Here is a 20,981-nt window from a genome sequence, read left to right on the forward strand (position 1 = left end):
GGCGGCCCATCGACCGTCGGCATCAAGAGGGGCCGCGAAGCCTTCGGCCGTCGGGGGCGGCACGGGCCGCGGGCTCATCGGCGCGGGCATCCACCCGGGCGACGAGCTCCGCGGTGCGGGTGTCGTGGCGGGCGGGCCGCCCGCCACGGGGCAGCCGGTGCGGCTCCCGATGCGCGCGGGCACCCGGGCGCACAGGCCGGCCCTCGCCTCCGATCGGCCGTCTTCCCGGCTGCCCGACCCGGTTCCGCCGCGTGTCACCGCCCGACCGATGCCCGCTGCTCCCGCAGGGCCGCCACGCGGCGGTAGAGCGCCACGGCTTCGCCGTCGCGGCCCAGCTGCTGCAGGCAGTGCGCCTCGTCGTTGCGGCTGGCGAGGGTGTCGGGGTGGTCCGCGCCGAGGACGCGTTCGCGGGCGGCGGCCACGCGCCGGTACTCGATGAGCGCGTCGGCCCAGCGGGCCAGCCAGCCCAGGCCGACGGCGACTTCGCGGAGGCTGACCAGGGTGTCCGGATGATCGGGGCCGAGCACCCGCTCGCGGAGGGCGCCGACGTCCCGGGACTCGGCGAGGGCCTCCTCCCACCGGCCCAGCCGCCCCAGGTTGACGCAGCGCCCGTGGCGGGCGCGCAGGGTCTCGGGGTGTGCGGGGCCCTGGGCGCGGGTGCGGTCCTCGGCCAGGTCGCCGTAGAGGTCCAGGGCCTCCGCGCTGCGGCCGAGTCGGCCCAGGCTGATGCCGATCTCGTGCCGGGCTGCGAGTGTGTCGGGGTGGTCGGCACCGAGGGCCCGGGCCCGGGCTCCGGCGACCTCACGGTAGGTCTCCAGGGCTTCGGCCCAGCGACCCAACTGGCCGAGGGCGTAAGCGACTTCGTAGCGGGTGACGAGGGTGTCCGGGTGATCGGGGCCGAGCACCCGCGCCCGGGCGGCGGCCACCTCGCGGGCCATGCGGTAGGAGTCCTCGAGGCGGCCCAGGCGGCTGAGGTTGAAAGCGAGATTGTGCCGGCAGCGCAGGGTGTCGGGGTGGTCGGTCCCCATCGTGCGCTCCCGGGCGGTGAGCACCGAGGTGTACACCCGGTGGGCGTCGAAGGGGCGGCCCAACTGGCCCAGCACATAGGCCATTTCCTGGCGGGCGGCGAGCGTGTCGGGGTGGTCGGCGCCGTGGCTGCGGATCCTCGCCTCGGTGACGTGCTTGTACTCGCGCAGGGCGTCCGCGGCACGGCCGGTGCGGCTGAGGGTGAAGGCGACCTCGTAGCGGCTGGCGAGGGTGTCGGGGTGGTCGGGGCCGAGGAGGTGCTCGCGTTCGGCGGCGACCGCCCGGTGCACCTCCCCCGCTTCCGCCCAGCGGCCGAGCCGGCCGAGGCTCAGGCCCGCGTTGTACCGGCCGGCCAGGGCGGTCAAAGCGTCCGGGGGCGGGGTGGGCCGTTCCTCGAGGACGGGTTTCTCGACCGGGCCTGCGGCGGGCCTGGCGATCCATTCGCCGGAGAGTCCGGCCGCCGGGTCCGGCGGATTGGTGCGCAGCCCGGCGCCGGCCGCCTTGTGGCCGGTGGTCATGCCCTGGGTCCAGGTCGGCAGCCGGCCCGCTCCCGCCAGCGCGTGAGGCGCTGGACGGGCCGCCATGACGGTCGGCACCGACGCCGGCGCGGCCCGGTGCATGCTGATCCGGCGGGCCAGCTCGCGGGCGTCGTCGGGTCTGTGCCCGGGTTCCTTGGCGAGCAGGTCCAGGACGACGCGCTCCAGGTACTCGGGCAGTTCGCGTCGGTGTTCGCGCAGCGGCCGGGGCGGGGTGTCGCGGTGGCCGACGAGGATCGCCCAGGGATCGTCGAGGTCGAACGGCGGTACGCCGGTGGCGATCTCGTAGAGCACGCACCCGAACGAGTACAGGTCGCTGCGCTGGTCGACCTCGGTGCCGCTGATCTGCTCCGGGGACATGTAGTGCGGGGTTCCCATGGCGATGCCGGTGCCGGTCAGCCGGGAGGTGAAGCCGATGTCGTGGCCGAGGCGCGCTATGCCGAAGTCGCAGATCTTCACGGTGCCGTCGCCGAGCCGCACGATGTTGGCGGGTTTCAGATCGCGGTGGACGATGTTCTGTTCGTGGCAGTACGCCAGCGCCGCGGCGACCTGCTCGGCGATCTCCACGACGTCGGCGACCGGCAGCGGGTGCTGCTTGTTGTCCTCCAGGAGCTGGCTGAGATTGCGGCCGTCCAGCAGCTCCATGACGAGGTAGAGGACGCCGTCGGACTCTCCGAAGTCGTGTACGACGGTGATGCCCCGGTGCTGGAGCGCGGCGGCCACCCGGGCCTCACGCCGGAACCGCTCCCGCAGTACGCGAGTGAAGGCGTGGTCGTGGTTGGGGCCCAGCGGTTTGAGGCACTTGACGGCGACGTGCCGGCCGAGGGACTCGTCCCGTGCCCGCCACACCTCGCCCATGCCGCCGCGCCCGATCAGATCGAGCAGCCGGTATCGGCCGTGGATGAGCCTGGTCTCCCCCATGTCGCGCGACGCTCCCCCCGGTAGCTGTTCGCTCGCTCCTCCCACTGGCCCACTCAGTATGGCGGCCTATCGTCCGAGTTTGTACGGTGCCGGGCGCGCGTCCGGGCCGAGCCTCGCCATGGCGCGCAGGATGTGTTTGGGCGGGAGTTGCCATCGCAGACGTGCGGGGATCCGGCGCAACAGGAGACCCGTGAGGCGCAGTTGCCGGGCAGCGGTGGCGGGTGCGGGGGCTGGTCTGCCGTACAGCTCGTGGGCGTACGGTGGCAGAGAGGCGTACGCCAGTTGTGCCACGCGCCGCCACAGCAGGTCGCGCACCGGTACCAGGAGCGGGTGCGTCGGCGGGTGGAGGAGGAAGTCGTCCACTTCGCGTGCCTCGGGCCCGGCCGCCAGCTCCGGGAGCACCTTCTCGAAGTAGGCGGCCAGCTCGGCCCGGTCGGCCGGTACGGCGCCCGGTTCGAGTCCCACCAGACGTGCGCTCTGGCGGTGTTCGGCGATGTAGCGGTCGGCCTCGGCGTCGGTGAGCCGGAACCCGGATCCGCGCAGCACGTGCAGATAGGAGCCGATCTCGGCGCAGTGGACCCACAGGAGCAGGTCGGGCTCGTCGACGCCGTAGCGCTCGCCGGTGTCCGGGTCGGTCGCCGTCAGCATGCGGTGGATCTTCCGGACACGGGCGCCCGCCCGCTCGGCGGCCTCGGTGGTGCCGTACGTCGTGGTGCCGACGAAGTGCGCGGTGCGCATCAGCCGGCCCCAGGCGTCGCGGCGGAAGTCGGAGTTCTGCATGACTCCGCGTACGGCGCGCGGGTGCAGGGCCTGGAGGTAGAGCGCCCGGATGCCGGCGATCCACATCATCGGGTCGCCGTGCAGCTGCCAGGTCACCGAATCAGGAGTGAACAGCCCCGGGTCCGCGCCGGTCATGCACTCACCTCCGCCTGGCGCCCACGATGACACAGCTCGAACAGCAGGTCGACACCGCGAGAACACCCACAGGACCGTCCAGTCGTTGAGATTTCACCCACCCGGCTAAAGGTTTGGTAAGGCTCCCCTTATAGGCTGTGGCTGCCGATCAAGCCCGCACCGGGCGGCAACGGCATGCCCGGCCTCCCGCACGACAGGACTCGACATGCGCACCACCTCCCGCGGCCTCATAGCGGCACTCGCTCTCACACCTCTGCTGGCCGGCTGTTTCGCCCCGAGCGACAACGGCGATGGCGCCGGGGCGGGATCGGGTGGCCGGCTGCGGGTGGCGCTGGCCGTGCCGCCGGTGCAGGCGCTGTCCCCGTACAGCAACGACGCCACCGTGCTGAGCAAGCTGTCCGTCGTCGAGGGCCTCACCGCCCTCGACAGGAACGGCACGGCCAAGCCCGCGCTGGCGAAGTCCTGGAAGCAGGACAGCGACACCAGCTGGACCTTCGAACTGCGCAAGGCCACGTTCCAGGACGGTACCGAGGTCACCGCCCGGTCCGTCGTCGACGCGCTCGACCACGCGGGAAGCGCCAAGCCCAAGCCCCGCGTCCTGAGCGATGTGGCCCTCACCGCGAAGGCCGAGGACGCCGACACCGTCACCCTCACCACCAAGTCACCCGACCCGGTGCTGCCGCTGCGCCTGGCCAGCCCCGCGCTGGCGATCCTCTCGGCGAAGGCGTACGCGAAGGACGGCGCCGTCAGCCCGGTCGGCACCGGCACCGGCCCGTTCGAGATCACCCGGCTCAGCGGCAAGGCGAAGGCGACGCTCAACCGCTTCGACGGCTACTGGGGCGGCAAGGCGAAGGCGCCGGGCATCGACGTGAGCTGGATCGCCGACGGCGCGGCCCGCGCCAACGCCCTGCGCGGCGGCGAGGCCGACATCGCCGAGTGGATCCCCACCGCCCAGGCGAAGCTGCTCGACGAGGGGACCCGGCACGAGGTGCCCTCGGTGCGCACCGACAGCCTGATCCTCAACACCGGCGGCGGCCTGTTCACCGACGCCTCCCTGCGCGCCTCCGCCCTCATGGCCGTCGACGGCTCCGCGCTGGTCGACTCCGTCTTCGGCGGCTACGCCGACCCCGCCGAGGGCCTGTTCGGGCCCGCCGTCCCGTGGGCCTCCGACCGGCGTGTGAAGGTGACCGGGCGCGCCGAGGCGGCGACCACCGCCCGGGTGAGGTCCAAGACGAAGGGCCAGACCCTGCGGCTGGCCACCTACACCAACCGGGCCGAGCTTCCGGAGGCCGCGACCGTGCTCCAGCAGCAACTGGAGAAGGCCGGGTTCACGGTGAAGCAGGACGTGCGCGAGTACACGCAGATGGAGGCCGACCTCCTCGCGGGCAAGTACGACGCCCTGGTCTTCTCCCGAGTCACCCTCCTCGACACGGGTGACGCGGTCGACTACCTCGCCAGCGACTTCACCAGCGACGGCGTCTACAACCTCCCCGGCCTGAAGGACGCCGCGGTGGACAAGGCCATCCGGGCCGCCGCAGCGGAGCGCGACACGGAGCGCCGACAGGAGAAGATCATGAAGGCGGAGGCGGAGATCCTGCGCACCGACGCCGTACTGCCGCTGGTCCACGAGCAGGCCGTGCAGGGCATCGCGGCCGGTGTCGAGGGCGTGATCCTCGACCCGCGCGAGCGCTCGCTCGTCGACGTCGACACGCGCGTCAAGTAGCCCCGCATGAGCGCCGCCCACGCCCCGGCCGCCCGCCCGTCCCTCTGGTCGGCGGCGGCCGGCCGTGTGCTCGCCGCGGTCGCGCTGCTCGGGGCCGTGGCCCTGCTGCCCTGGCTGACCGGCGCGGACCCGGCCCGCACGGTACTGCGGGCCCGCTCCGCCGACCAGAACCCGACTCCCGCCGAACTGGCCGTCGTACGGGAACAGCTGGGTCTTGACGAGGGGCCGCTCGCGCATCTCGCGCACTGGCTCGGCGGCCTGCCGCGCGGGGACGCGGGCGTCTCCTGGGTGTCCTCAGAGGCCGTCATGCCGCAGGTGGGGGCCGCCCTTTCGGTGTCCCTGACGCTGATGCTGGGTGCGTTCGTGGTCACCGCCGTGGTGGCCGCGCTGGTGTGCGCCCGGACGGTGTTCCTGGGCTCCCGGCGCCGGCTGCGGCAGGACCGTGCGGGTACGACGGCCGCCGTACTGGCCGCGCTGCCGAAGTTCCTGCTCGCCTCTGTACTGGCCACGGTGTGCGGGGTGTGGTGGGGGTGGTTCCCGTCCAGCGGCTGGGAGGGGCCGCAGTCGATGGTGCTGCCCTCGCTCGCCCTCGGCATCCCGTCCGGCGCGATGCTGGGCGGGCTGCTCGACCAGGCGCTGCCCGCCGCGTTCCATGAACCGTGGGCACGCACGGCGTACGCCGTCGGTCTCCCGCCCGGCCACATCGCGCGCAACGCACTGCGCCGCACCCTGCCGGGCATGCTGCCGCAGTTGCTGCCGACCGTCGTGGCCCTGGTCGGCGGCGCGGTCGCCGTGGAGAAGATCTTCAACATCCCCGGGCTCGGCCGGCTCGCCCTGGAGGCCGCCGTCGCGCAGGACCTCCCGGTGCTGCAGACCGCGACCCTGGCCCTGGTCCTGCTCGGCGTGAGCGCCGGCGTCCTGATCCGGGCCCTGCGCCACGCGCTCCTCGGCCGTCCCCTGCGCGACGGCGCCCTGCCGGCGCTGCACCGGCCCCCTCTCATCGCGCCGCGCTCCCTGCGCCGGATCACCGCGGCCTGTGCGCTGGCCCTGCTGGCCCTGGTCACAGCCGGCCTCCTGCGCGACCCCTGGACGTCGACACGACGGCGCGGCTGCTGTCCCCGTCCCTCGAACACCCGCTGGGCACCGATGCCTTGGGCAGGGATCTGCTGGCCCGGCTGGGTCACGGGGCGGTGCGCACGGCGGGGGTCGCCCTCGCCGTGACCGCGCTCAGCACCGTCACCGGACTGCTGCTGGGCATGGCAGCGCGGGCGAGCGCCGGTCCGACGGAGATCGTTTCGACACTGCCCGCCGTCCTCGCCGGACTGCTGATCGCGGGCGTGACCGGACCGTCGGTGTGGGGCGCGGCCTGCGCGGTCTGCGCGGTGGGCTGGAGCCCCTACGCCGCCCAGACCGCCGCACTGCTCGAACAGGAACGGGCGAGCGGGCACATCGCCGCGTCGGTCGCACTCGGGGCGGGGCGGCTGCACCTGCTGCGCCGCCACCTGCTCCCCGCGGTGCTGCCGCCCCTCCTGCTCAACGCCCTGCTCCGGCTGCCCACCACCGTCCTGGTCCTCGCCTCGCTCGGCTTCCTCGGCCTCGGCGAACAGCCGCCCACCCCCGAGTGGGGCCGGCTCCTGTCGGAGAACCAGCCGTACGCCGAACTGGCACCGTGGACCGTGCTCGGGCCGGCCGCGGCGCTGGTGGTGCTGTCCGTACTGGCGGTGGCGGGCAGCGTTCTGGCGCGAGGGAAAAGCGAATAGCGGAACGCCCCGGCCGGTGGAGGCAGCCGGCCGGGGCGTTCCGCTCCTCGTCTTTCAGGCGGGGTGCGTCTCGTGGATCACGTATCCGCGCCGCTTGTCCACGACGTTGCGCAGGGGGCGGCCCTCGTTGTGCCGGGTGAGGTTGTCGAGGAACACCTCCACGAGCGCCTCCCGCTCGCCGGTGGTCTCGCCCGCCGTGTGCGGGGAGATCATCACGCCGGGCATGTCCCACAGGGGTGACCCGGCCGGCAGGGGCTCCTGGCCGAAGACGTCCAGGGCAGCGCCGCCGAGCCGTCCTGCGGCGAGGTGGTCGATGAGAGCCTCCTCGTCGACGAGACCGCCCCGGCCGACGTTGATCAGCCGGGCCCCCGGCTTCATCGCTGCCAGCACGGGGGCGTCGACCATGCCCCGGGTGCCCTCGGTGAGGGGTGCGGCCAGGACGACGTAGTCCGACTCCGCCAGGGCCGCGGGGACGGTGGCCGGTCCGTGGACCGTGCCGAAGTCGGGGTCGCCGGACCGGGCCTTGCGGCCGGCGCCGCAGACCCGCATCCCCACAGCGCGCAGCAGCCGGGCGATGGCCCGTCCGATGGGCCGGTCCCCCACACCAGAACGGTGCGTCCGGTGATGCCGTCGCTGGGACGCGGACGCCACTCGCGGCGCCGCTGGTGCTCCCAGGTGCCGGGGAAGTCCTTGGCGAGGGCGAGGATGAGTCCGAGTACGTACTCGGCGGTCGGCTGGTCGTAGACGCCACGGGCGTTGGTGAGGGTGACGCCCACGTCCTCGACGAGGGCGGGGAAGAGGAAGGAGTCGACGCCCGCGGAGGCCGCGTGGACCCAGCGGGGCGCCTTGTCGGGGTTGTCGGGCCAGGCTTCGCGGATGGCAGGGGTAATGGTGACCCAGGCCAAGAGGGCGTCCGCGCCGGGGAGGAGGTAGGGCAGCTCCTCCTCGGTCGCGTAGACCGTGTCCGCGAGCCGCTCGATGAGTGCTGTGGCGGGTGGCCGGTTACCCCGGTAGAGGACGACGAGGCGGTCGGGCATGTCAGGCTCCGGTGGGGACTGCGACGTACTTGTACTCGAGGAACTCGTCGATGCCCACGCGTCCGCCTTCGCGGCCGAGGCCGGACTGCTTGACGCCGCCGAAGGGAGCGGCGGGGTTGGAGACGAGGCCGGTGTTGAGGCCGATCATGCCGCTTTCGAGACGTTCGGCGACACGCAGGGCGCGGTCGAGGTTCTGGGTGAACAGGTAGGAGGCCAGGCCGAATTCGGTGTCGTTGGCGGCGGCGACGACCTCGTCCTCCTCGTCGAACGTGATGATGGCGGCGACGGGGCCGAAGATCTCGGTGTCGATGATCGCGGACTCGGCGGGGACATCGGTAAGGACGGTGGGCGGGTAGAAGCAGCCGGGGCCGTCCGGGAGTTCGCCTCCTGTGAGCACCTTCGCTCCGCGCTTGACGGCATCGTGTACCAGGTCGTGGGCTTTGCTGCGGCCTGCGTTGTCGATGAGGGGGCCGACGTGGACGCCCGCTTCAATGCCGGGGCCGACCTTCAGCGCGGCCATGCGGGACGCGAGGCGGGTGGCGAACTCCTCGGCGATGGAGGTGTGGACGTAGATGCGGTTGGCGGCGCAGCAGGATTCGCCCATGTTGCGCATCTTGGCGACCATGGTGCCTTCGACGGCGGTGTCGAGGTCGGCGTCGCCGAAGACGACGAGAGGGGCGTTGCCGCCGAGTTCCATGGAGGTGCGCACCACGGTGTCGGCGCACTGGCCAGGAGGACGCGGCCGACCTGGGTGGAGCCGGTGAAGGAGAGTTTGCGGATCTGCCCGCCGCGCAGCAGGGGTTCGACGACGCCGGGCGCGTCGGTGGTGGTGACGATGTTGAGGACCCCGTCCGGGAGTCCGGCTTCGGTGAGGATCGCGGCGAGGGCGAGAGTGGACAGGGGGTCTGGGGTGCGGGCTTGAGGACGATGGCGCAGCCGGCGGCCAGAGCGGGGCCGACCTTGCGGGTGCCCATGGCCAGGGGGAAGTTCCAGGGGGTGATGAGCAGACATCATCCCGAAGGCCCGCCTCATCGTCGGCTCCACCGAGGCCAGCCCGGTCCGCGGCATCGCCCCGCCCCGCATCCCCCTCTGCAACGGGGCCTACGACCTCATCATCGCGCGCACCGAGGACCTCGCGCTGCTGATGACACCGGGGATCTGAGCCCCGGCGCGTTCGGCTGCCTCGGCCAGGCCATGGACGTATTTGCCCACGTGCAGGTGCGCGCTGAGCGGGTCGAGCTGGGCTCCGTGGTAGTAGTCGGAGCCCAGCTCGGCACGTAGATCGCTCTTGCTCAGCAGCGTGGTGTCGTGACCGAAGTTGCCGGCCAGGTCGCGCTGCTTGGCCCGCATGCTCTCGAAGTGCTGCCGCTTGAACGCGACGCCCAGACGCCCTACGCGGTGGAAGTCGCAGTCGATCTGCTCCTTGACCGTCAGCTCCTCCACAACGTCCACCGCCTCGCGGAAGGCGTCGTACAGTTCCCGGGCCCGCGGCTGCCCGTAGCGCTTGCGCGCCTCGGCGGGACTGATGGTGATGCCCTGGGTGCACATGCTGCCGTTGCGCCCGGAGGCGCCGGAGCCGACCTTGTCCTTCTCCACGAGGACTACGTGGGCGCCCTCGCGTGCCGCGTGGTAGGCGGTGGACAGGCCGGTGAGGCCGCCGCCGATGACCATCAGGTCCGTCTGCTCGGGCAGCGGCTTACCGGTCCTGTCGGGGAAGGCAGGAGCTGTGTCGAGCCAGTAGGGGAGCTACTTCATGACGTACGTCCTCGGGTCGTCCTGGTCGTCCAGGTGTGCTTGTCCGGGTCCCGGCTTCAGCAGCCGAGCAGGGCCGGCAGGCCGGACAGGTCGGGCAGCTCGTCGTAGGGCTGGTAGTCGGCGCTGCCGCGGGCGCCGATGGAGCCGTTGTGGCCGTAGCGGTTGATCCACACGCGGCGAGCGAGGCCGAGGCCGCGGGTGGGGATGAGGTCGTACTCCCACCCCTGGGCGACGTGGATGACCTGGGCGGGGTCGATGTCCATGGTCTGGAAGGCGTACTCGAAGGTCTGCCGGGACGGCTTGTACGCCTTGGCCTGCTGGGCGGTGATGACATGGTCGAACTCGACGCCGATGTTCGCCAGGTTCTGGGCGATGAGGTCGTCGTCCGTGTTGGAGATGATGGCGATCTCGTACCGGGACTTCAGCGCCTCCAGGGCGGCCGGGACCTCGGGGTGGGGGCCGAAGGTGGGCACGGCCTCGACCAGGGCCTCGCCGTCGGACTGCCGGTACTCCAGACCGTGCAGACGCATCGCTATCTCCAGGCTGGAGGGCAGTACCTCACGGAAGGGACGGTATGCCTCCAGGACCGCGTGGAACCGCATGATGCGGAAGTCGTCGAGGAACTCGTCGACGTTCAGACGGTCCAGGTCCAGCCGGTCGGCCAGGACCTTCAGGGTGGTGGGGCCGAGCTGGAAGTCGACCAGGGTGCCGTAGGCATCGAAGGTGACGATCTGACGCATGGTGTTCAACTCTTTCCGGGCATATGGGACATTCTATTAACCGGGAGTCACGGTCTCGTCGAGTGCGGCCAGGTCGGCCGCATCGGGGGTTCAGGGGGTTGCCGAGGTGTGGGGGCGGCGACCTGTTTTGGGGCTGAGGGGGTGCCCGAGGAACCGCCGCCGGAGGACGAGCCCCCGGGCAGGCCGGGGACGACGAATGCTGATCAGGTAGTCGGCGGCAGCGTCATCACTGCTCCGATGCGCTGAGCCTCTTTCCGGCTCGAGGTGATGCGTCAGTGAAGCACCGTGGAGAATCCGGCAACAAGGGACGTGAGGCCGCGAGATCGGCCGCGTATTTTGTGCCTGTGCACAATTTGCTGTCTGGGATCCGATGCGGCTCTGCCCGAACCGCATGGGTCTCTGAGAGGCACCGCGAGCCGCTCCGGCGCGAACTGCGGCCGCCTGGCGCTGCTGCCCGGCGGCGTGACCGGGCTGTCGGCCGCCAAGGCTGCCGTCCTCATGAAGGGCACGTGGCCCCCGACCGCCGCGCTTTGGCTCCAGCTCTCTCGGTCGCGGCCCCGGTCGGTTGCCTCGACCCGTCCAGCGATCGGTGGATCAGGGCATCGTCGCCCGGAAGCGGGCGCCCGCGTCCGTCTCCAGCCAAGCCAGGGCGAGGACCAGCCGGGCGGCGTCGTTCGGTCGGGACAGCTTCAGCCCGGTCGCCTCTTCCGCTGTCTGCAGGCGATTGCCCACCGTGTTCCGGTGACGGTAGGTGCGTGCGGCCACCTCAGCGACCGAGCCCAGGTCGAGGTACCAGCGCAGGGTCTCGACGATGCTGTCGCGGTCGCGCAGCTCGAGCAGCGGGCGCAGCACGCCGGTGGCCATCGCACCGGTGAGCTCCTCCTGCGCCGACATGATCGCCCCGATCCAGTGGTCCTCCACGTGCCGCACTCCGGGCTGCGCGGAGCTGCGGATCGCGGCGCGCGCGAACCGGATGCCCCGCGCCGTCAGCGCCAGCCCGGGGACTTCCGCGACACCGCAGCGCCACGGGGCGAACGGCCGGAGCATGGCAAGCATGGCCTCTTCATCGCGCCGTCCGTGACCGATGATGCCGAGGAGCTCGTCACCCATCCATCCGAAGTGACGTACCAGGCCGCCCCGACGCAGCGCATCGTCGACCTGGGAAACAGCCGGGTCCCCGGTAGGAACGGATTCGACCACGACCACGGTCAGGGCGACGTTCTCGGAGAAGCCCAGCAGCGTCGAGGCCTCGGCGACGGTGGAGGGATCCTGCTCCCCTTCCAGGACCAGGCGGCTGAAGGCGCGGTTGCGTACCTCCGTACGACGGCTCGCCAGGTCGCGCTCGGTGCGGCGGTAGGCGTCGACGACCTCGACGCTGTTGGCGTCCGTCGCCTCCCAGACGCGGATCAACCCGTCGAGGAAGTCGGGATCGGCGCTGATGCCACGTGCTCGCCCCTCCGCGAGGACGGCCTCCCACAGGGTCCTGAGGTCCAGCTGGAAGGAGTGCATCAGAGCGGTCAGGGGAAACGCCTGCTCCGCTCGCTCGCGCCCCACGTCCTCGGTGGCGCGCGAGACCGTCCGGGGCACGGGGCCGCCGGCCAACCGGGTCAGGGCGAGTTCGAGGGTACGTCGCATCCCCTCCCGTTTCCGGACCGGGTCCCAGTCTGCCGACGCGTAGGCGGCCTCCTCGGCTTCCAGCTGTTCGAGAGCACGAGAGGTCAGTTCGTCGAGTCGTTCCTCGAGGAGCCGGCGCGCGATCGCCTGCACGGCGTCGTGGCGGGCCCCACGCTGACGGCGTCCCGGGCCGCTCACGGGGACCGCTTCTCCCGACGGCAGCCGTCACCGGACGGGTACGAGGCAGTCTCCGGGAAATGCCGCTGACATGCCGGTGGGACTCCCTGACGAAAATTGTGCACAGGCACAAAATACGGGATCGATGTCGCGGCCTCGTGTCCCTTGTTGCCAAATTCTCCCCGGTGTTTCACTGATGCATCACCTCGAGCTGGAGAGGGCTCGTGACATGACCACGCACTTGGAGCAGCTATGGCGCTCTCTTGAGTACCTGATCCCTAGTCCGTCACCTTGAGTAGGCGCTGCTTGGGGGCCGCGTCCCTCGGGCGGTCTCAACCGTCCGCTACGGGGCCCACCAGGATGCGATGACCAAGGCGCCCGAACCAACCGGTTCGCCAAGCAGAGCGAGATCCAGATCGAGATCACCCAGGACTCCCCCAGAGACTACGCCGAGCTCAAGGCGAGGGTCGAGGAGCAGAACGTCACCTGGGACGTCATGACCGCCGCCGCGTGAGCTGATGACCGGTCTCGACGAGCGCTCCGCCTTTGACGGACGGCCCACCTCGGACCTGCTCGCCGACCAGGCGTTGGAGCGCGTCCTGGCCCGGGCCCCTGCAGCCGTCGGAGTGGGGCATCGAGGGGAAGCACCAACGGGGAGTTCGCCCTGGACCTGTCGGTCGTCGACGTGGTCGAGATCTGCGCAGCCCGTGAAGCGATCGAGACACAGCCGCGGCAGCCCTGTCCCCCTCCTCCCAGGAACCGCATCGATCGGACCGTCCGGGAGCTGACTGACAGCGTCGGGCAAAGGTCCGACACGGGTGGCGGCAGGGGACCGGCCTCGACCTGAGCGTCGTGACACAGGCCCACACGGTGAGTGATGAGCGACCTGACAACGAGAGAGAGAACGCACCGATGACCTCAGCGACCACCACCGGCCAGGACGGAACGTCCATCCCCGGTCACACCGGCCAACTGCCCGGCTCGCTCCTCGATCACGTGCTGCGGCAGTCCTTCGGACTCGAGGGATACGTCCAGCACCCACTGGGAGGGGAGATAGACCAGAACGTCCGGGCCACCGGCGATAACGGCATGCGCTACTTCGTGCGGGTCACCCGCGCGGAGCCGGACTCGGCCGACGTCCTCTGGCAGAACTCGCTCCTCCAGCATTTGGCCGCCACCGTTCCCGGCCTTCCGGTGCCACGACTGGTCCCGACACGCGAGGGGAAGTGCCTCGCTGACGTCGTCCACGAGGGCCGAACGCACGTGGTCCGCGTGATGAGCTGGATCGAGGGCCGGGCCCTGGCGGAACTCGACGACCACCCCGCGGCGCTTCTGCGTCAGCTGGGAGAAGCCGCCGGGCGGCTGAGCCTCGGACTCTCCAGCATGGAGCCACCGGTGGGCCTGGAACCGCACGACTGGGACATGCGCCGGGCCGCTGAGATCGTCGAGGCGTCGCTGCACGCTGTACAGGACGCGGACCGGCGGGAGTCGGTGCGCACGATCATGGGCTGGTACGACGAGCTCCTGCCAGCATTGGACCGACTGCCTCGGAGCGTCGTACACCAGGATCTCAATGACGCCAACGTTCTGGCCGACGCCGACGAGGACGGGGTGCTGCGGATCTCAGGCATCGTCGACCTGGGCGACTCGCTCTACAGTGTGCGCGCGGCAGAGGTGGCGATTGCGGCGGGCTACGCCATGGTCCGCAAGGCCGACCCGCTCGCTGCGGCGGCCGAAGTCGTGGCCGGCTTCCACTCGGTGCTCCCCCTCACGGCTGAGGAACTGGCAGCTGTCTATCCGTTGGCGGCCGCCCGGCTGTGCATGAACGCCGTGACGTGGACGCGCCGGGTCGCCGAGAGCGACACGCCATACGGGCGGACCCGCATGCAACACACCTGGCCCGCGATCGCGCAGGCGGCCGAGACCTGCCCCGACATCGCCGAGGCGACGTTCCGGGTCGCGTGTGGACTTCCCCGGACGCGGGAGCAGCGGGGTTTGGAAGAGATCTTGGGAGAGGCCTTGGTGGAGGCGGCCCGAGACGGTGCCCCGCACGCACCGGCCGCGCAGCTGCTCGACCTGCGACCGGCAAGTGATCTCTACGACGAAGTCGACTGGCACGACGCGAGGGCGGTGCGCGCGAGCATCGACGACATCCTCGACGGACGACGGCGGCGGGGCTACGTGCCCCACCTCAGCGCATCGCTGCTCCTGAGGGGCCGGCGCCGCCCAGGAGCCGACGAGCCGGCGACGGTTCAAGTCGGCGGCTTGCTGATCGTGGCCGACGCCGAGGAGGTTGCCAGCCCGCTGTCCGGCGTCGTCGAGGCCCGCGGTGGCCCCGGTATGCCGTTGGTGCTGCGACATGCGGTCGACGGGCAGGAGTTCTGGACCTGCTGGTGGGGACTCGACGACTCGCCGCCCGTTGCGGCGACAGTTCCGGCCGGGGCGCCGTTGGGACGCGCCTGCGCAAGCGACGAGGCGGACCCGCTCGGGCCCCGCGTCCAGGTACAGGTCCACCGCACCGCACGGATGGCCACGTGGCCGCCGCCTCGTGCCGTTCCGCCCTCCGCACGGCAGGTATGGAGCCACCTGTCACCCGACCCCGCCCGGCTCTTCGGGCTCACCGAGTCCCCCGCCGCGGTCCCCACCATCGACGACGTCGTCTCAGTGCGCCGTCGCCACATCGCTCGCTCCCAGCGCAACTACTACCGCAATCCGATGAACCTTGTGCGTGGGCGGGACGTGTGGTTCCACGACGAAAACGGCCTGGCCTATCTGGACTCGCTGAACAACGTCACCCACGTCGGCCATGCCGAGCCACGCGTGACGGCCGCCGCCACCCGACAGATGCGCAAGCTCAACACCAACAGCCGTTTCGTCTACCCGCAGATCGCCAGTTACGTACAGAAGCTGGTAGCCACCCTGCCCGACCCGCTCGAAGTCGTCTTCCTCGTGTGCACCGGCAGCGAGGCAAACGACCTGGCGCTACGGATCGCCCGCCAGGTGACAGGTCGTCAGCACATCGTCAACATCGACGGCGCGTATCACGGAAACACCGGTGTGGTGACCGGGATCAGCCCGAACCGTTACAAGGGCCCCGGCGGCGCCGGTGCACCCGCGACCACCCACGAAGTCGTCATCCCGGACCGCTACCGCAGCACCTACGGGTACGACGACACGGACGCCGGAGTCAAGTACGCGCGCGACGCCGCGGCTGTCATCGAGCGGATCACGGCCGACGGCCGACCCCCAGCTGCCTTCATCGCCGAGTCCCTGATGGGATCGGGTGGGAACATCGTGTTCCCCGACGGCTACCTCGATGGCGTGTTCACCGCTGCCAGGCGGGCGGGAGCCCTGTGCATCTCCGACGAGGTCCAGGTCGGCGTCGGACGACTCGGGCCTTGGTGGGGGTTCGAGCTCCAGGGGGTGGTCCCGGACATCGTCACGATGGGCAAGCCGCTCGGGAACGGGCATCCCCTCGCGGCGGTGGTCACGACTCGGGAGATCGCCGACGCGTTCGACACGGGCATGAAGTACTTCAACACCTTCGGCGGCAACCCGGTCTCCTGCGCGATCGGCGAGGCCGTGCTCGACATCGTCGAGCAGGATGGGCTGAGGGAGAACGCCGTGAGCGTGGGCGGGTACTTTGCCCAGTCGCTGCGCGAGCTCCAGCAGCGCCAACCGCTCATCGGTGACGTGCGGGCAGAAGGGCTCTACCTCGGCGTCGAACTGGTCCGTAATCGCACCACCAAGATGCCGGCCACTGAGCAGGCATTCATGGTCACCGAGCTCATGAAGGAACGAGGCGTCATCGTCTTCCCCAATGGCGTGCACGACAACGTACTGAAGATCAAACCGCCCATGACCTTCCGCCGCGAGCACGTGGATCTCTACGTCGACGCGCTGGACGAGGTCCTGACCCTGCCCGAACTGCGCTCAGCCGTTCAGGCCTGAGACGGGCAACCGTCTACTGAGGCAGTGAACGAGAGTGGCCCGCGAAACGCGAGGAGCGCCCCGCGGGCCGGCTTCTCCGGCCAGGGCTTCAAGCTCTCGCCGCCATGGGCGGCATCGTGGACCTCGCCCTGGAGGGCCGCACCTCCCAGCCGATCGACCTCATCACCACAAACGACCGCACCGCGGCCTGAGCTGGAAAGAGGACACACATGACCCTGGCCATCGGCCCGCTGAGGGCCGAGCCCGGCCAGAAAACCCGCGGGGCCCTGTCCGCCGACCTCGGCCCCACGACGGCGGAGGTCCCCTGATCCTTGTCAACGGCTCCCGTCCCGGCGAACGGGTCCTCGATGGCGAGGTCCCCGCCGTGCATGAGGCGGCAGGTGATGGCCCAGCGCTCGACTTCGTCCGTCGGCCGGACACGGCTCAGCTTCTCAAACGCCGGGATTGCCAGGCCCTTGCTGATGTGCCGGTTCTTGCGGCACCACTCGATGAATCCGCGGGCGTTGTAACGGGTCGTGTTGCCGCTGTCGATCCACTCGTCCAGGTGGACCTGGGTGCACTGCCCGAGGGCGGTGCCCTGCTCGTGGAGCCAGGCCAGCAGGGCGACGGCGGCGCGGATGCCGGCCCGGGCGGTTGCGGCCTGGGTTGGGCTGAGAGGTCGCTTGGCGGATTCGTTCCGGAGACGTCGCAGGTGGTGCCAGGTCGCGAAGCGCCGGACGAGCTTGCGCCCATTGTCGTCCGTGATTGCTTCGGTTGCCGAGGCAATCCACCGTTCCAGGGCTGCGACCTGTTCGTCGCGTGGGGGGGGCACTGCGGCGGTGACGAGCGCGGCCCGGAGAAGGGCCACGGACTTGTTCGGCAGCAGCGTGTCCAAGCCCTCATGGGTGAGCGGGCAGCTTCGTCCACGAGCGCGTCGAGGATCATGCGGAAGCTGGGTTGCTCCAGCCGCTTCAGTCCGGCCTTCGCTCCGTCGGCGACCAGAACATCGTGGACCGGCTGCAGATCGGGACGTATCGCGCCGTCGCAGCAGAGCACATCGCGGACCTGCTGGTCACGGACGCAGCCGTGGCAGCGTCCGTAGCTGTCAGATACTCGACCGTCCCGCAGAGCCGGCAGGGATTGTAGGAGGCAGGGTCCTTTCGCCAGCAGTCCCCGCAGAGGTGGCCGGCTTCGGTCCGGGCGAGGGCGTACTTGTTCTTGCCGCAGCCCACACACGTGCGGCGAGTGCGTGAGCAGGTGCCGCAGCGGGGCATGCCGGTTGCGGCCCGGTAACAGCGGCGAGGGCCCCTGCCGCAGAACGAACAGATCCGCACCGTCGGTCGGCAGCATGCGAGACAGAGAGGCCCGTTTTGGTGCGTCGCCCGACGGGGCGAACCCGGTGGCTGTCTGTAAGCACTTCTTTGGGCACCACGACACCGAGCTGTTTTGGCTCCACTGGTGGGCTGGAGGGGGTGTGCGGTGGTGTGATTCACGCCCTTGTAGCAAGGTGATTTGGCCCCACTTCGATCGGGTGGTTCCGCTGGCCCGGGTGGGGGGTGTTGACGGTAGTTTTGAAGCCTCGGTGGACCTCCGCCAGCGCATCCCCGACAGGTGCGTGTGAGGGTTGCCGACCCGGCTCGACTCAGGTCGCGGACCGCCCAGTGTCTGCGGCGGCTGGACGAGAACGGGCGATGGTGCGGCCGGCACTGGGACTTGGCGGCCGGGCCCGAAATGGCTGCGGCCGGCCTCCCGAAGGGGAGGCCGGCCGCAGTTGTCGGTGCGGGTCAGCGGCGGCGTTTCCGCTGAGTTTGCGCGAACCGGTAGGACTGCGTGCCCGTCTCGACGATGTGAGCGTTGAAGGTGACCCGGTCCACGATCGCCGTGCAGAGACGGGCATCGGTGAAGGTCTGCTTCCACTCCGAGAACGGAGCGTTCGAGGCGATCGCGATGGCCCGCCGCTCCTCCCGCTCGGTGAAGATCTGGAACAGCAGCTTGGCACCGGCCTTGTCCAGGTCGAGATAGCCGAACTCGTCAAGACAGAGCAGGTCAACGCGGCCGTAGCGGGCGATGAGGCGGGTCAGCTTCTTCTCGTCGGCGGCTTCCGCGAGCTCGTTGACCAGGTTGACCGTGGTCGTGTAGCGGACCTTGAGACCGGCCTCGGCCATGGCCGTGCCGATCCCAATCAGCAGGTGGGACTTGCCGGTGCCGGAGTCCCCGATCAGGCAGAGCGGCTGTCCGGCCTTGACCCAGGCCGGATCAGAGAGAGTGCCGACGAGCTCGGGGGTGACGTTGGGATTCTCGGCGAAGTCGAAGTCCTCCAGCCGCTTGGGCCGGGGGAAGTTGGCGTCCCTGACCAGCCGCTGCTTGCGCCGTTCCTCGCGTTCGGCGCACTCAGCTTCCAGCAGGTCGGCGAGGAAGTCCTTGTAGCTGGAGCGCTGCCGCATGGCGTCGGCGGCCATTTCCAATCGGACCCAGACATCAGCGAAGTCCACCTCGGCTTCCTCGCCGGGCAGATGGACCTGCGGGACCATGCCCGTCAGGTGCCGGCGACCCTCCAGCACCTCGGCCTCAATCTGCGGGCGCCTGGCCAGCACGTAGTCGCAGACCGTGGAGTAGGACACCAGGTCGAAGTCGTACTCCTGGGCGAGACGCTGATGGATCCGGCGCGCGGTGTGCTTCTGCTTGCGCGGCGCATTCGCGTCCTCCCGCAGCATCTCGTCGATCCACGGCTTGGCCGGGTCCAGGACCGTGGCCCTGGGGGCCGGTTTCTTCCGCGGCGGCGGAACCGCAGACAGCAACGCCTGCCGCACCGTCCGGCGGTGCACCCCGTACTTCTCCGCCAGAGCCCGCTGCGACAGTTCCGGATCAAGACGCTTGTCCCTCCGGATCGCAGCGAACAGCTCCGCCCGCGACAAACCCATCCCGGCCTCCCGACATGACCGTGATCAAGCAACACGGCCTCCGACATGACCGTGATCGACGCACAAACCCTGCCGCCGCCGGGCGGACGGACCAGCGCATTCACTCCAAAGAGGGCACGTCGTGGGAGACCACTCGCCGGGCGGCTATGTGCACTCGGCAGCTGAGCACGCGCTATGTCCCGCAGGCCGCTGCAACTGCGGCACGTAGGTCGTCGTAGGTGGCTGCCAGTTGCCGGAGCGTGGCGGCGGCTGTTTGCGTTTCACCCGCGACGAGGCCGTATTGCACGCTGCCGAGCAGCCGGGCCTGGAGGCCGGCGATTTCGGCGGCGTCGAGAGCACCGACTTCGGCGAGCCACAGCGACGCGTCGGAAAGCCGTCGGGTGCCGACCCGGACGGCGAAGCCCGCCAGATGACGGTGAGTCCGATCATCCAGCCCGGCCAGCATGTGAGCGGCGAGCCGTTCCACTGCAGCGCCTGCCCCCAGGCCGCCGTCGCCGGGCCCGGCTCGGCGTACGTCTTGTCGGCCACCAGCGAGCCATCGCTGCGCTGTCGGCAGCGAGGACCGCAGTGCCGCGAGGACATCGGCCTGACGCACGCGCCGGAAGTCGCTGCGCATGGTGAAGGGGCCCGCGCACTCCACCAGCTGGCTGTTCCACGCGGCAGCAAAGGCACCGATGGGCAGCGTGGCGAAAGGGAAGCCGTCGGGATCGTGGAAGAGGATCTTCTCGTCGTCCACGTCGAGTACGACAACCCAGTGGTCACTGCCGTTGGCCTCACCGGCGGACCAAGGCTGGTGCAGGAGCAGTCCGATATCGACAGGGCCGACCAGCACTGGTCCCGACTTGCTGGCTTGTCGCAGGCGGTCGATGGCCTCCGTCACGTCGCCGCCGCTGGTCCGCTGACACGTCCAGCCGAGCAGATCGATGGCTTGGTCCAGCCCGAGGTCGGGATCCCATCCGAGCGGATCGAAGTGGGGCAGACCGCCCTCGACCAACTGCGCGCCGAACGGAGATCCCGTCAATACCTCAATCGCTGAGGGCGCAGGCGAGTCGGCGCCTAGGACCATCGCCAGTGAGTTGGAGTAGCAGTAGGGGGAGGAGCCGCTGAAGGCAGGTGTCATGCGCAGACCATGGCATTTTCAATTTTTCATGACAAGTCACTCACGGTTCCGAAGCAAGAGCACAGCCACGCCGAGTGGAGCCAGATCAACTTCTTACGCCGTGGAGCCACTTCTGGTCCGTGCGCTGGAGCCCAATGAAGTGCTTACAAACACCGGTGGCGGAGGACACAGGTGATCACCCGGTCGGTCTCGTAGCGTATGCAGGACGAACACAGCGGAGCCGTCGGGGCGACGGGACGCGACGGCTCTGTCATGTCCGCAGTATCCACAGGCCGTGGAGTGCACTTTGCGGTAACACAGTAGGCAGCACCGCAGACCGTCGAATACGTACTCAAGCGGCCGGACCTCGCCGCAGCCGCTGCAGGCCGGCGCGGTGACGGACACCCCGACGTCGGTGAGCGCGGTGATCAGCCTGGCGGCCCGTGCGGATGCCTTGGCGCCTCGCCGGTCAGCAGGCCAGGGTGTCCTCGATCTCCCAGAGGAGGCGGAACATCAGGTAAAGGTTGCCGACCGGGGCGATGGACTCGACGCCCCGGAGGACGGCTGCGGGGTCGGCGTCCGGGGTGACGGAGGTGACGGCCGTGGTGATTAGGGCGACCGGGTCGCCCTCGGGCAGCCGCCAGCAGCTGCGGCAGATCGCCTCGCCGGTGCGGGTGCGGGGGTAGACGCGGGACGACCGGGAGCACTCGACACAAACATCGCAGCCTGGCCCCGACACAAAGCCCAGTCAGCGGCATCACCGAGGGATCTACACGGCCCGCCGAAAATTGAGCTCAGTGCTAATTATGTCGCTTTTGTGCCAACTA

At 70.3% G+C, this 20,981-nt stretch carries 11 protein-coding genes and 3 pseudogenes; 3 read left to right on the top strand and 11 right to left on the bottom strand.

Translation table 11 applies throughout. The features are described 5' to 3' along the window. Positions 1-254 precede the first annotated feature (254 nt). Both ACQEV8_RS01690 and ACQEV8_RS01695 read right to left on the bottom strand, forming a co-directional pair. Positions 255-2,483 carry a tetratricopeptide repeat protein gene (locus ACQEV8_RS01690; RefSeq protein ID WP_432956699.1) on the bottom strand — a complete coding sequence of 743 codons (2,229 nt, stop codon included), beginning with the start codon at positions 2,481-2,483 and terminating at the stop codon, positions 255-257. Positions 2,484-2,549: 66 nt separating this feature from the next. Beyond that, a complete protein-coding gene (locus ACQEV8_RS01695) occupies positions 2,550-3,398 on the bottom strand; it encodes an oxygenase MpaB family protein (RefSeq protein WP_432956701.1) in 849 nt (282 codons plus the stop codon). Positions 3,399-3,603: 205 nt separating this feature from the next. Between ACQEV8_RS01695 and ACQEV8_RS01700 the strand changes: the two genes are divergently transcribed. Both ACQEV8_RS01700 and ACQEV8_RS01705 read left to right on the top strand, forming a co-directional pair. Continuing rightward, a complete protein-coding gene (locus tag ACQEV8_RS01700) occupies positions 3,604-5,121 on the top strand; it encodes an ABC transporter substrate-binding protein (RefSeq protein WP_432956702.1) in 1,518 nt (505 codons plus the stop codon). Positions 5,122-5,127: 6 nt separating this feature from the next. After that, a pseudogene (locus ACQEV8_RS01705) lies at positions 5,128-6,881 on the top strand (ABC transporter permease subunit). A gap of 54 nt (positions 6,882-6,935) precedes the next feature. Here ACQEV8_RS01705 and ACQEV8_RS01710 read toward each other — a convergent pair. The 5 genes and pseudogenes from ACQEV8_RS01710 to ACQEV8_RS01730 form a co-directional block, all read right to left on the bottom strand. Next, positions 6,936-7,918: pseudogene (locus tag ACQEV8_RS01710) on the bottom strand (D-2-hydroxyacid dehydrogenase). A 1-nt stretch (position 7,919) separates the two neighbouring features. Further along, positions 7,920-8,928: pseudogene (locus ACQEV8_RS01715) on the bottom strand (NAD-dependent succinate-semialdehyde dehydrogenase); the annotation flags it as partial. 91 nt (positions 8,929-9,019) lie between these two features. After that, positions 9,020-9,589: an NAD(P)/FAD-dependent oxidoreductase gene (locus tag ACQEV8_RS01720; protein WP_432956703.1), complete on the bottom strand. Its 570-nt coding sequence runs from the start codon at positions 9,587-9,589 to the stop codon at positions 9,020-9,022. A 140-nt stretch (positions 9,590-9,729) separates the two neighbouring features. Beyond that, a complete protein-coding gene (locus tag ACQEV8_RS01725) occupies positions 9,730-10,413 on the bottom strand; it encodes a haloacid dehalogenase type II (RefSeq protein WP_432956704.1) in 684 nt (227 codons plus the stop codon). A 594-nt stretch (positions 10,414-11,007) separates the two neighbouring features. Further along, positions 11,008-12,225: a PucR family transcriptional regulator gene (locus tag ACQEV8_RS01730; protein WP_432956706.1), complete on the bottom strand. Its 1,218-nt coding sequence runs from the start codon at positions 12,223-12,225 to the stop codon at positions 11,008-11,010. A gap of 891 nt (positions 12,226-13,116) precedes the next feature. Between ACQEV8_RS01730 and ACQEV8_RS01735 the strand changes: the two genes are divergently transcribed. Beyond that, the gene (locus ACQEV8_RS01735) at positions 13,117-16,155 is read left to right on the top strand and encodes an aminotransferase class III-fold pyridoxal phosphate-dependent enzyme (protein WP_432956708.1); all 3,039 of its coding nucleotides are present in this window, start codon (positions 13,117-13,119) and stop codon (positions 16,153-16,155) included. Between the two features lie 88 nt (positions 16,156-16,243). Here the strand turns inward: ACQEV8_RS01735 and ACQEV8_RS01740 are convergent, their stop codons facing one another. The 4 genes from ACQEV8_RS01740 to ACQEV8_RS01755 form a co-directional block, all read right to left on the bottom strand. Continuing rightward, entirely contained in the window at positions 16,244-17,029 is a 786-nt protein-coding gene (locus ACQEV8_RS01740; RefSeq protein WP_432956711.1) for a hypothetical protein, read from the bottom strand. Between the two features lie 889 nt (positions 17,030-17,918). Then, positions 17,919-19,055: an IS21-like element helper ATPase IstB gene (gene istB / locus ACQEV8_RS01745; RefSeq protein WP_432956712.1), complete on the bottom strand. Its 1,137-nt coding sequence runs from the start codon at positions 19,053-19,055 to the stop codon at positions 17,919-17,921. 172 nt (positions 19,056-19,227) lie between these two features. Beyond that, complete coding sequence (locus tag ACQEV8_RS01750; protein WP_432956715.1) at positions 19,228-20,175, bottom strand: hypothetical protein; 948 nt, start codon at positions 20,173-20,175, stop codon at positions 19,228-19,230. Positions 20,176-20,623: 448 nt separating this feature from the next. Continuing rightward, a complete protein-coding gene (locus tag ACQEV8_RS01755; RefSeq protein WP_432956717.1) occupies positions 20,624-20,893 on the bottom strand; it encodes a hypothetical protein in 270 nt (89 codons plus the stop codon). Positions 20,894-20,981 lie beyond the last annotated feature (88 nt).

It is taken from the genome of Streptomyces sp. CA-179760 (assembly GCF_050937045.1).
Taxonomy (GTDB): Bacteria; Actinomycetota; Actinomycetes; order Streptomycetales; family Streptomycetaceae; genus Streptomyces.